9 protein-coding genes and 1 other RNA gene are annotated in these 11,877 nt (G+C 55.7%); 1 reads left to right on the forward strand and 9 read right to left on the reverse strand.

All coding sequences use genetic code 11. The features are described 5' to 3' along the window. Nucleotides 1-13 precede the first annotated feature (13 nt). The 8 genes from tdcD to garL form a co-directional block, all read right to left on the reverse strand. Nucleotides 14-1,222: a propionate kinase gene (gene tdcD, locus ACOTY5_RS12425; RefSeq protein ID WP_045141792.1), complete on the reverse strand. Its 1,209-nt coding sequence runs from the start codon at nucleotides 1,220-1,222 to the stop codon at nucleotides 14-16. 30 nt (nucleotides 1,223-1,252) lie between these two features. Beyond that, nucleotides 1,253-2,584 carry a threonine/serine transporter TdcC gene (gene tdcC / locus ACOTY5_RS12430; protein ID WP_006812083.1) on the reverse strand — a complete coding sequence of 444 codons (1,332 nt, stop codon included), beginning with the start codon at nucleotides 2,582-2,584 and terminating at the stop codon, nucleotides 1,253-1,255. Between the two features lie 10 nt (nucleotides 2,585-2,594). After that, nucleotides 2,595-3,584, reverse strand: coding sequence for a bifunctional threonine ammonia-lyase/L-serine ammonia-lyase TdcB (gene tdcB / locus ACOTY5_RS12435; RefSeq protein ID WP_023304478.1), 990 nt, complete (start codon nucleotides 3,582-3,584; stop codon nucleotides 2,595-2,597). A gap of 96 nt (nucleotides 3,585-3,680) precedes the next feature. Then, nucleotides 3,681-4,601, reverse strand: a complete 921-nt coding sequence (gene tdcA, locus ACOTY5_RS12440) for a transcriptional regulator TdcA (protein ID WP_006812085.1) — start codon at nucleotides 4,599-4,601, stop codon at nucleotides 3,681-3,683. Between the two features lie 672 nt (nucleotides 4,602-5,273). Beyond that, nucleotides 5,274-5,650: RNase P RNA component class A (gene rnpB / locus ACOTY5_RS12445), an RNA gene on the reverse strand. 32 nt (nucleotides 5,651-5,682) lie between these two features. After that, nucleotides 5,683-6,828: a glycerate 2-kinase gene (gene garK / locus ACOTY5_RS12450; RefSeq protein WP_015571955.1), complete on the reverse strand. Its 1,146-nt coding sequence runs from the start codon at nucleotides 6,826-6,828 to the stop codon at nucleotides 5,683-5,685. Nucleotides 6,829-6,884: 56 nt separating this feature from the next. Continuing rightward, entirely contained in the window at nucleotides 6,885-7,775 is an 891-nt protein-coding gene (gene garR, locus ACOTY5_RS12455; RefSeq protein ID WP_015571956.1) for a 2-hydroxy-3-oxopropionate reductase, read from the reverse strand. Nucleotides 7,776-7,796: 21 nt separating this feature from the next. After that, on the reverse strand, nucleotides 7,797-8,567 hold the full coding sequence (garL, locus tag ACOTY5_RS12460) for a 2-dehydro-3-deoxyglucarate aldolase (protein WP_045141564.1): 771 nt from the start codon (nucleotides 8,565-8,567) through the stop codon (nucleotides 7,797-7,799). A 367-nt stretch (nucleotides 8,568-8,934) separates the two neighbouring features. On the opposite strand from garL, the gene garD reads away from it, so the two are divergent. Then, a complete protein-coding gene (gene garD, locus ACOTY5_RS12465; protein ID WP_015571957.1) occupies nucleotides 8,935-10,506 on the forward strand; it encodes a galactarate dehydratase in 1,572 nt (523 codons plus the stop codon). A gap of 528 nt (nucleotides 10,507-11,034) precedes the next feature. On the opposite strand, the gene ACOTY5_RS12470 is transcribed toward garD, so the two are convergent. Next, on the reverse strand, nucleotides 11,035-11,838 hold the full coding sequence (locus tag ACOTY5_RS12470; RefSeq protein ID WP_017693937.1) for a DeoR family transcriptional regulator: 804 nt from the start codon (nucleotides 11,836-11,838) through the stop codon (nucleotides 11,035-11,037). Between the last annotated feature and the right edge of the window lie 39 nt (nucleotides 11,839-11,877).

Genomic DNA, 11,877 nt, shown 5'->3' on the forward strand with positions numbered 1-11,877 from the left:
GACTCTCGCTTTATCAGCCGTAAGCCGCAGCCGGAGTAACCTTCCCAAGACGGAGGGCGTCCAGTGCGATCATTTTTTCTTCATTGGTAGGGATCACCGCGCAGGCCGCGCGGGACGACTCGGTGGAGATCACGCGCTCGCCCGCGCTGCCCGGCAGGGCATTTTTGGACTCGTCGAGGATGATGCCAAACACCTTCAGGTGGTCCACCACCAGCGCGCGGATAAGCACGGAGTTCTCACCGATCCCGCCGGTAAACACCACGCCATCCAGACGGTGCAGGGACGCGGCATGACCGGCGATATGTCGCGCAATCCGGTGGACAAAGGTCTTTATTGCCAGCCGCGCCCGCTCGTTGCCGTCATGCCAGGCTTTCTCCAGCGCGCGCAAATCGGAGGAGATGCCAGAGATCCCCAGCAGCCCGGACTCTTTGTTGACCACGCGCTCCAGATCCTCGAACGACTGGCCGGTCTGCCGGGCAATCCACGCCATCGCGCCAAAATCCACGTCGCCGCAGCGCGTGCCCATCACCAGTCCTTCAAGCGGCGTCATCCCCATGGACGTGTCCACGCTTACGCCGTTACGCACCGCGCAGATGGACGCCCCGTTGCCGAGATGGGCAATCACCAGGCCGCTGTCATCGGGAGAGAGCCCGAGAAGCGCGTGCGCCTGCGCCGACACGTAGCGGTGAGAGGTGCCGTGGAAACCGTAGCGGCGCACGCCCAGCTCTTCAAAATAGCGGTACGGCAAGCCGTACAGATACGCCTGCGGCGCCATGGTCTGGTGGAAGCTGGTATCAAATACCGCCACCTGCTGCACGCCGGGGAACAGGCGCCCGGCGGCTTCCACGCCGCTCAGGTTGGCGTAGTTATGCAGCGGCGCCAGCGGGGAGACCTCGCGGATCTGCGCCATCACCTCTTCCGTGATCAGGGTCGACTCGCTGAAGAGGTCGCCGCCGTGGGCAATGCGATGGCCAATCAAGGCCACGCTGACCATCAGGTTGCGTTTCTCCAGCTCCAGGGCGATGGCGGCCAGCGCCCCTTCGTAGTCCTGGTGAGCCAGTCTGACCGGCTCACCCCCATTCACGGAAATAAAGGCTTTTTCTGTGTTGATGCCGTCCGCAATGCCCGTCATCAGGGCATCGCAGCCTGCGGCGTCCAGCACCGAGAACTTAACAGAGGACGATCCGCAGTTAATGACCAGTACTACCGGAAACTCAATCATGGTATGGCTCCGCTCTTCCTGAGCTTTGGTTTAAAACAGTTTGTACACGATGTTCAGAATGGTCAGCAGTCCGACCACGGTTACGAAGATGTTCTCGGTCCGGCCTTTGTATTTCGCCAGCGCAGGCGCCTTGCGGATGGCGTACATCGGCAGCAGGCACAGCAGAGAGGCGATAATTGGCGCACCCATGGCTTCAATAAGGTCCAGGATGTTCGGGTTGGCGTAGGCCACAATCCAGGTGGAGCCCATGATGAAGACCATGCTGATGGTGTTCAGCTTGCCCACGGAGACTTTCTTCTTGTCGCCCTTGTAACCGAACTTGAGGATCAGACCGTTCAGCCCCTCCAGCGTGCCCAGATAGTGGCCGAAGAAGGATTTAAAGATAGCGACCAGCGCGATGATGGAGGCGCCGTATTCCAGCACCGTGGCGAACGTGGATTTACTGCCTGACATCGACGCGAAGTGGTTCGCCAGGTAAGAGAGCACCGGAATGTTCTGCGCTTTGGCGTCCGCCATGTTCTGCGGAGAGAGCGTAAACAGGCAGCTAAAGGCGAAGAACATCACCACCGCCACCATCAGCAGGCTGGCGCGACCAATGATTTTGGAACATTTCTGCTCGGTAAACTCTTTCCCGAACTCCGGTTCGTACTCTTCGCGTTTGGAGACCACAAACGAGGAGACGATAGGCGAGAAGTTGAAGGAGAAGACCATGATGGAGATCCCCAGCCATACCGTGACCAGAATGCCGTCATGACCGGTGAAGGCGATATCGCTCAGGTTAACCTGGTCGATCACCGCCGAGTTCCAGTACGGGATCAGCGAGAGAGAAATCAACACCAGGCTGGCGATGAACGGGAACACAAGGTAGCTCATCACTTTCACCATCAGGTCTTTACCGAACCAGATAACAAAAGCCATCAGCAGCAGCAGGAACAGCGCCACCACGCCGCGGTTCAGGGCGGGCATCTGGAGCTGGTTTTCCCAGAAGGTCATAAAGGTGTTGGTAATGGTGACGCCGTAAATCCACAGCAGCGGGCAAATGGCAAAGAAGTAGAGGAAGGTGATCACCACCCCGCCGGTCTTACCAAAATGTTCCTCCACCGTTTCGGTGATGTTGCCGGAGACGTTACTGCCGGACAAACACAGACGCGCCAGCGCGCGGTGGCAGTAAAACGCAATCGGAAACGCGAGTACCAGCATCAGCAGGATAGGGATCAGGCCGCCAAAGCCTGCACGGATAGGGAAGAACAGCACGCCTGCGCCAATGGCTGTACCAAACAGGCCGAGCGTCCAGGTAGTATCCGATTTACGCCAGGTGGACGTTTTAGTCTGGCCAACGATAATGCTTTCTGTGTTGCTCATAAGTCATCCTTTATGCGTCAACGAAGCCGGTAATTTGGGAAACACGGGAGAGATCGATATTGCCGCCGGAAATAATGCAGACGGTTTTTCGGCCCTGAATATAGTGGTCCAGCTTGCCGCTTAATAACGCCGCGCACGCCAGCGCACCGGCACCTTCCGTGACCACCTTATTTCGCTGAATAAGCGCGATCATGCTGTTGCGAATCTCGTCTTCACTGACCAGCACAATGTCATCGACTAATTCACGAACAATTTCGAAGGTTAAATTACCTGGGCGAGACACGTCGCAGCCGTCAGCTAATGTGCCGGTAACACGATGACTGGTTATTTCTCCGGCCTGATACGATGCGGCCATTCCGTGCACATTTTCAGACTGCACGCCGATAATATTGATAGTTGGGTTGATGGATTTAATTGCTGTCGCAATACCGGCAATTAAACCGCCGCCGCCGATGGGGACAATCACGTTATCCACGTCATATAAATCTTCGAGGATTTCCAGGCCGATGGTGCCCTGGCCGGCAATGACTTTCGGATCGTCGTAAGGCGGGATAAAAATGCGCCCTTCCATCTCGACGATTTCGCTCACTTTGGCGATGGTGTCGTTAAAGTTTTCGCCGTGCAGCACCACTTCGGCGGAGTAGTCGCGCGTGGCGGCAACCTTGGATTTCGGCGCGCCCATCGGCATGACCACTTTGCCGTCGATGCCGAGCATGGCGCAGGAGAGAGAGACCCCCTGCGCGTGGTTCCCTGCGGAACAGGCCACCACGCCCTTGCGTTTTTCCGCATCAGTCAGCGAGCTTAATTTATTAAATGCCCCACGTATTTTAAACGAACCGGTACGCTGCATATTTTCAAATTTCAGGAATATCTCACCCTTACACCGTTCGCTCAGATAATTCGAGCGCGGCATACCGGTTTTATAGATCTTTCCCGCCAGTCTTTTTCTGGCGTCCTGAATATCTTCAATGGTCACCGGGAGATCATAAGTAATGTGCATAATATCCTCGTTATAATAATTCATTGTTTTCAGGCAAAGTCAGGGTATCAGAGCGTTAAAAAGCGTCGCTCCGGGTGTTTTAAATCATCATTATTTCTATCGTCGTTTTTCGATATTCATCGACGAATATTGTTTTGCCAGTTCAACTAATACTGACGCCGATTTTTTAATACTGTAATTTTTTGACCACACGGCGGCATAACGCGCCACGGGTAATTCATCTTCCACCGGCAGAACAATAAACTGGTCCGAGCCGAATGGCGCAATCATGTCACGGGGGATCACCGTCAGGTAATCGGCATTGAGGACAAGGTTATAGATGGTGACGACGGAATCGGTCTGGACGATGTTTTCAATGCTTATGTGGTTGTCTTGCAGGGTGGTCAGGAGTTCGTTGTAGTAGCCCATATCGGTTTGCGGCATCACCCACTGCTCGTGCGTGAGCGATGCCAGTCTGGTCGGGCCGGTGCACGTTCGTGATTTACTCGCCACCAGCACAAACTCGGATTCAAACAGTGGCTCAACGTGAAGATCCTGAAGCTGCATCCCGTCGCTCAGCGTGCCGATGGCGAAATCCAGCCGGCCATCGCGAATGGCGGGCAGGAATGAAGAGAGCTGCGCTTCATACATTGAGACGCGCGCTTTCGGGAACACTTCCTTGAATTTTTTGATCATCCCGGACAGGAAGGTGAAGCCAATCAGCGACGGATAGCCAAAAGAGACGTCCATGACGGTACTGAAACTGAGGCTGTTAATCTCGCTCACCATGTTTTTCATTTCGCGGGTGATCGACTCAGCGTAGGACAGCAGCACCTGACCGGCGGCAGTGAGTTTTACGCCGGTGTTCTTACGCACCATCACTTCCACCCCAAAGTAGGATTCGATGTCGCTGATGATTTTGCTGACGGCAGGTTGCGTCAGCCCCAGTTGTCTTGCAGCAGAACCTATGGAGCCACTTTTGATGACTTCCTGAAATACCACGAGGTGCTGTGTTTTCGGTAGAATAATAGTATTCATAATATTCTGCGCTTATTTCCCTATGACGCAGCGGATTCTACCCAATATTGTTTCAGGGGGTATGTGCTGTTACTCACAATTTGCCAGGACGCTCTGTTTTCAATCGCACCAGAAATCTATTTATGTCTTTATAAATCAAATACTTATCACAATAAAAATACGCATTTACGCTGATATTGATCAATAAAAAACGCGGTAATAAATTTATTTTATGGCAATAACCAGCGTGAATTTTTTTGCCTTAAAAATATTAATAAAGGCTATCTTTCAGGCAATTAAAGGTTAATAAAACACCATTATTCCTTTAAAACATTTTTGTGGTTTATCAACTTTACCAGGAATATTTATTCACTTTCCGGTTAAAGAGTGGGATATATCACACATTCACCAGAAGAATGTTTTTAGATTCAATATTAAATTATCAAATGAATAACATTCGGCATCACTGACTAAACATTTACAACATCTTATCAACACTAAAATTTTCTAATTTTATAGCGTTAAATTTTGTGATTACGATCATGCGCAGCAGATGAGAGGAACACACAGTCAGGCAAATAGTGAAATGTGCTTAGCATCGCAAAATTGAGAATTGATGTCGTTTGGCGCTTCGCTTACCCGGCCTGCAACCTTCTGAAAGCAAAAACCCCGCCGAAGCGGGGTTTCGTAAGAAGTTGAAGCTGACCGATAAGCCGGGTTCTGTCGTGGACAGTCATTCATCTAGGCCAGCAATCGCTCACTGGCTCAAGCAGCCTACCCGGGTTCAGTACGGGCCGTACCATGTGAACCCCTATTTGGCCTTGCTCCGGGTGGAGTTTACCGTGCCACGGACTGTTACCAGCCGCGCGGTGCGCTCTTACCGCACCCTTTCACCCTTACCTGATCCCGCTTGCGCGGGCCATCGGCGGTTTGCTCTCTGTTGCACTGGTCGTGGGTTTCCCCCCCAGGCGTTACCTGGCACCCTGCCCTGTGGAGCCCGGACTTTCCTCCCCTCCGCCCGTCTCCCCCGAAAGGGACGACGACGAAGCGGCGACTGTCTGGTCAGCTTCGGCGCGCAGTATAGAGGGTTTGCGCGCCGCTGTCACCCCTGGCTACGCATGCCTACCTGCAATGTGGCCGCGATATTCCGCGAGGCGCGGTAAATGTTGTCATACGCTCCCTGGAACGCCTCTTCCAGTGAACCGATGCGGGTCAGTACGCTGAACACCGCGTCGATGCCGTACTGATGCACCACACCCACATCCTGCGTCAGACTTCCGGCAATCCCGATCACCGGCTTATGGTATTTTTTGGCGACGCTCGCCACACCGACGGGCACTTTGCCATTAATGCTCTGGCTGTCGATGCGCCCTTCCCCGGTCAGCACCCACGTGCAGTCGTGAATATGTTCTTCAAGATTGAGCGCCTGAGTGACAATCTCGATGCCGCTTTTCAGCTCAGCGCCCAGGAAGGCCATCAGCGCTGCGCCCATGCCGCCCGCGGCGCCAGCCCCCGGAACCCGGTTGACGTCAATGCGCAGCGATTTTTTGATCACCCCGGCGTAGTGGCTAAGATTGGCGTCGAGTTCGAGGATCATCTCCTCCGTGGCGCCTTTTTGCGGGCCAAAGATACGCGACGCGCCGCTTTCACCGACCAGCGGATTCGTCACGTCACAGGCGACGCGGATTGCGCATCCCTGAAGACGCGGATCGAGATCGGAAATATCAATCCGGTTAAGCGCCATCAGGCTGCCGCCGCCGTAGCCGATCTCCGTCCCGTTCGCATCCGTAAACTTCGCGCCCAGCGCCTGCATCATACCCGCGCCCCCATCGTTGGTTGCGCTCCCGCCGATACCGATAATGATGTTGCGCGCGCCTTTATCCAGCGCGCTGAGGATCAGCTCCCCCGTCCCGCGCGACGTCGTGACCAGCGGGTTACGCTGCGCGGGAGGAACAAGCACCAGGCCGCTGGCGGCGGCCATCTCGATAAACGCGGTGGTACCGTCGCCCGAGATCCCCCAACTGGCCTTCACCTTTTCCCCTAACGGGCCGGTGACGACAGCCTGCTGCCAGGTGCCCTGCGTCGCAGCGATCATCGCTTCAACCGTACCTTCTCCGCCGTCAGCAACGGGAACAGACACGTAATGAGCATCGGGGAAAATTTCCCGAAATCCTTTTTCTATCGCCTGCGCCACCTCGGTGGCAGACAGGCTTTCTTTATAAGAGTCTGGCGCGATTACGATTTTCATAGTTGTATGCCTGAGCCGTAGGCCCGGTAAGCGTAACGCCACCGGGCGGGACGTCATTAGCGAGCAATTTCAACCTTCGCCAGTTTTTCGTAATAGCACGCTAACGCGCTGTGATCGGCGGTGCCCAGACCGTCCGCACGCAGCGCCTGCATCATCTCCATGACGGCGGCAGTCAGCGGCAGCTGCGCGCCCACGCCGTGGGAGGTATCCAGCGCATTCGCCAGATCCTTAATGTGCAGATCGATGCGGAAACCCGGCCTGAAGTTACGATCCATCACCATCGGCGCCTTGGCATCCAGCACGGTGCTGCCCGCCAGACCACCGCGAATGGCCTGATAGACCAGATCCGGATTAACGCCCGCTTTGGTGGCCAGCGTCAGCGCTTCGGACATGGCCGCGATGTTCAACGCCACAATCACCTGGTTTGCCAGCTTGGTGACGTTGCCTGCACCAATTTCACCGGTGTGCACCACGGAGCCAGCCATGGCTTTCATCAGGTCGTAGTATTTGTCGAACACAGCTTTATCGCCCCCCACCATCACCGACAGGGTGCCGTCGATGGCTTTCGGTTCGCCGCCGCTGACCGGCGCATCCAGCATTTCCACGCCTTTCACTTTCAGCGCCTCGCTGATTTCGCGGCTTGCCAGCGGTGCGATAGAACTCATGTCGATCACCACCAGACCCGGCTTCGCGCCGTCGATAATGCCGTTCTCACCCAGCGCCACCTCTTTCACGTGCGGGGAGTTTGGCAGCATGGTGATAATCACGTCGCACTGCTCAGCAATCGCTTTTGCGGTTGTCGCCGTTTCTGCGCCAGCCGCAATCACCTCTGCCACCGCGTCTGAATTACGATCTAAAACCACCAGTGAGTAACCTGCTTTGATGAGGTTTTTGCTCATTGGTTTGCCCATGATACCCAGGCCAATAAAACCCACTTTCAGCGTCATAATCTGTTTCCTCAATGATGGTTATTTTTTAAAAGCGTCCGCTAATTTCTGCGTGGCGGCGCGGAATACGCCGAGATCGCTGCCGACGGCGACAAACGTTGCGCCCCACTCCAGGTAGCGGCGGGCATCGGCTTCCACTGGCGCCAGAATGCCGCACGGTTTACCGTGCGCTTTGGCACGGGCAAAAATGTGCTGAATTGCGCGCTGCACGTCCGGATGGCTGGCGTTGCCCAGATGACCAAAGGCGGCCGCCAGATCGCTCGGGCCGACGAAAATGCCGTCTACCCCCTCCGTCGCGGCAATAGCGTCGACGTTATCGACCCCCTGCTGGCTCTCGATCTGAACCAGAATGGTGATGTTCTTGTTGGACTGAGCGAAATAGTCCGGCACGGTGCCAAACATGTTGGCGCGGTGCGAGACGGACACGCCGCGGATCCCTTCCGGTGGATAGCGGGTCGCCGCCACGGCCAGCACCGCTTCTTCTTCCGTTTCAACAAACGGGATCAGGAAGTTGTAGAAGCCGACATCCAGCAGACGCTTGATGATCACCGGCTCGTTGGTGGGCACACGCACCACCGGCGCGCTGTGGCTGCCTTTCAGCGCCATCAGCTGCGGAATAAACGTGTTGATATCGTTTGGCGCATGTTCGCCGTCCAGCACCAGCCAGTCGAACCCGGCCAGGCCCAGCACTTCGGTGCTGATGGGGTTGGCCAGCGCAGACCAGCAGCCAATCTGAATCTGGTGCGCCGCGAGGGCCGCTTTAAATTTATTCGGGAAGATGTCGTTACTCATTACTTATACCTTTTTTAATTCCGCAGTTTTAGCCAGTAGCTTTTCTTATTTATTCCGACTCAGCGTCAGCGTTATATTTATTTTCCTGACTGAATTTTGGCGTTATAAAATCGTCATTCAGTATAATCGTCACCACCCGGCAGCACATTGTATCAATGCTCAATTATCCAACGGGAGTGGCACGCTATTTTGAGCATATGCCCAACACAGTGGGCGCTGATGCACAGAATCAACGATTAGTGGTTCGGGAGCGATCGCGATCACATTCTCACCTTTCCTCTCCTGGCATTCTTTATTTCCTCAATAAGAAACAATTAACCATCTGGCTATATTTAGTATCAGATATTTTGCTGGAGAAGAGTGAACAATGGCCGATATTGAAATTCGACAGGCGTCGCCGACGGCGTTCTATATAAAAGTGCACGATACCGATAACGTGGCGATTATTGTCAACGACAATGGCTTAAAAGCTGGCACCCGCTTTCCGGATGGCCTGGAGCTGATTGAGCACATTCCGCAGGGGCATAAAGTCGCACTGGTCGATATCCCGGCGCAGGGCGAAATCGTGCGCTACGGCGAAGTCATCGGCTATGCGGTGCGCGCTATCCCGCAGGGTAGCTGGATTGAGGAGTCGCTGGTTGAGCTGCCCACCGCCCCGCCGCTGGAGTCGTTGCCGCTGGCTACCCGCGTCCCTGAGCCGTTGCCTCCGCTGGAGGGTTATACCTTCGAGGGTTACCGCAACGCGGATGGCAGCGTGGGAACCAAAAACCTGCTTGGCATCACCACCAGCGTGCATTGCGTGGCGGGCGTAGTGGATTATGTGGTGAAAATTATTGAGCGCGATCTGTTGCCGAAATACCCCAACGTTGACGGCGTGGTGGGTCTTAACCACCTGTACGGCTGCGGCGTGGCGATCAACGCGCCCGCAGCGGTCGTGCCGATCCGCACGATTCACAATATCGCCCTTAACCCAAACTTTGGCGGTGAGGTCATGGTGATTGGTCTCGGCTGTGAAAAATTGCAGCCAGAACGCCTGTTGCAGGGTACTGAGGATGTGAAAGCCATTCCGGTTGACGATGCCAGTGTTGTGCGACTTCAGGATGAACACCATGTCGGCTTCAGATCGATGGTCGACGACATTTTACAGGTGGCAGAGCACCATCTGGAGAAGCTGAACAAACGCCAGCGTGAAACCTGCCCGGCCTCTGAACTGGTCGTTGGGACACAGTGTGGCGGCAGCGATGCGTTTTCCGGCGTCACCGCCAACCCGGCAGTCGGTTATGCCTCCGATCTGTTCGTGCGCTGCGGCGCCACGGTGATGTTCTCCGAAGTCACCGAAGTACGTGATGCTATCCACCTGCTCACGCCGCGCGCCGTCAACGAAGAGGTGGGCAAACGCCTGCTGGAGGAGATGGCCTGGTACGATAACTATCTCGACATGGGCAAAACCGACCGCAGCGCCAACCCGTCTCCGGGTAACAAGAAAGGCGGTCTGGCCAACGTGGTGGAAAAGGCCCTCGGGTCGATTGCCAAATCCGGCCAGAGCGCGATTGTGGAAGTGCTCTCCCCTGGCCAGCGACCAACCAAACGCGGTCTGATCTACGCGGCAACGCCTGCCAGTGATTTCGTGTGCGGTACCCAGCAGGTGGCGTCCGGCATTACGGTACAGGTCTTTACCACCGGGCGCGGCACGCCGTACGGCCTGATGGCGGTACCGGTGATCAAAATGGCGACCCGCACCGAGCTGGCAAACCGCTGGTATGACTTAATGGATATCAACGCGGGCACCATCGCCACCGGGGAAGAGAGTATTGAAGAAGTGGGCTGGAAGCTGTTCCACTTCATTCTGGATGTGGCAAGCGGGCGGAAGAAAACCTTCTCCGATCAATGGGGATTGCATAACTCGCTGGCGGTGTTTAACCCGGCTCCGGTGACCTGATGGCCCCTCACCCTGCCCTCTCCCCACCGGGGAGAGGGTAAAAAACCGCACCGGGCAGTCCCCTCTCCCCTATGGAGCTGAGGGTTCCCCACAAAATAATGCCTGCACAGACGGCCCCCTCTCCCTTGAGGGAGAGGGCTGGGGTGAGGGGGAACATACGGCTCTGGTGGTCATTCCGTTCACTTTATGTTCCTTGCTACTCTGTCACGACATGACCGGTGAACGTGCCAGGGTGGCTCAGTCGCCACCACCCTGGCGACCCGGGCTTCCAGCGGTAAATCGCCGCTTCGCGGTGCCTTCGGCTTATTCCTTCCGGCTTATCGGGGACGGGCGGAGGTAACATCCCTGTAAAGCCCGCCCTCTCGGCGCATCCCTGCGCCTCGCCCCGGCCTACAGGAAACGCCTCAGCGATTTACAGCCGGACCGAGGCATCGCTGAAAGCCCTCAGTTATTCTGAGGCAACGTTATAGCGTTTGCTTTCAAATTACTGGGGGACCCTCTCCCTATGGGGAGAGGGGAAAAGCCCCTTTAGACCAGCACCACATCGATCCCGCTTTTGCGTAATCCTTCAAGGCTTTCCGCCGGAATGCCTTCATCAACGATAATCATGTCGATCCGCTGGGTATCAATAATTTTATGCAGGCTTGAACGATTAAACTTGCTGGAGTCCGTGACAACGATAATACGCTCCGCCACCTCGCACATTTTGCGGTTCAGACGGGCTTCATCCTCGTTATGCGTACTCACCCCCCGGTCGAGATCGATGGCATCGACACCCAGGAACAGCAGGTCAAAATGGTAATTCTGTAAGGACTGCTCCGCCTGGTCGCCGTAGAAGGACTGCGACTGACGGCGCAAGTGCCCGCCGGTCATCAGCAGCTCTACGCCCTCCGCTTCCAGCAGCGCGTTTGCCACGTTCATCCCGTTGGTCATGGCAATGACATCGGTGTGCTGGCGCAGCATGCGGGCAATTTCAAAGGTTGTGGTGCCGGAGTCCAGAATAATGCGGTGACCCGGCTTCACCAGTTCAGCCGCCGCCTGCGCGATGCTGCGCTTCACTGCCGTATTAAGGGAACTTTTGTCCTCAACGGACGGCTCCACGCCGGGGGCATTGCCTTCGCAAATCAGCGCGCCGCCGTAAGCGCGAACGGCAATCCCCTGCTTTTCCAGAAAGGCCAGATCGTTACGGATCGTCACCGTCGACACGCCGAATAAAAGAGAAAGATCGTTAACCTGCACGCTTCCCTGCGCCCGCAACCGCTGAATGATCTGCTCTCGCCTTTCACTGGTGCCGGTGATGCGCTTCTCTGCGGACGAATCGGTGCTGCTCATACGAGCTCCTTAGTAAATACACTTTCGTTTCATTTCGTT

It is taken from the genome of Enterobacter cloacae complex sp. SHL018 (assembly GCF_049237905.1).
Classification (GTDB): domain Bacteria; phylum Pseudomonadota; class Gammaproteobacteria; order Enterobacterales; family Enterobacteriaceae; genus Enterobacter; species Enterobacter hormaechei_C.

What these genes read in the sequence shown, in the direction of transcription:
- tdcB (WP_023304478.1), bottom strand. Translation starts at nt 3,584, where the DNA reads ATGCACATTACTTATGATCTCCCGGTGACCATTGAAGATATTCAGGAC.
- garR (WP_015571956.1), bottom strand. Translation starts at nt 7,775, where the DNA reads ATGACGCTGAAAGTGGGTTTTATTGGCCTGGGTATCATGGGCAAACCA.
- garL (WP_045141564.1), bottom strand. Translation starts at nt 8,567, where the DNA reads ATGAGTAACGACATCTTCCCGAATAAATTTAAAGCGGCCCTCGCGGCG.
- ACOTY5_RS12470 (WP_017693937.1), bottom strand. Translation starts at nt 11,838, where the DNA reads ATGAGCAGCACCGATTCGTCCGCAGAGAAGCGCATCACCGGCACCAGT.
- tdcC (WP_006812083.1), bottom strand. Translation starts at nt 2,584, where the DNA reads ATGAGCAACACAGAAAGCATTATCGTTGGCCAGACTAAAACGTCCACC.
- garD (WP_015571957.1), top strand. Translation starts at nt 8,935, where the DNA reads ATGGCCGATATTGAAATTCGACAGGCGTCGCCGACGGCGTTCTATATA.
- garK (WP_015571955.1), bottom strand. Translation starts at nt 6,828, where the DNA reads ATGAAAATCGTAATCGCGCCAGACTCTTATAAAGAAAGCCTGTCTGCC.
- tdcA (WP_006812085.1), bottom strand. Translation starts at nt 4,601, where the DNA reads ATGAATACTATTATTCTACCGAAAACACAGCACCTCGTGGTATTTCAG.
- tdcD (WP_045141792.1), bottom strand. Translation starts at nt 1,222, where the DNA reads ATGATTGAGTTTCCGGTAGTACTGGTCATTAACTGCGGATCGTCCTCT.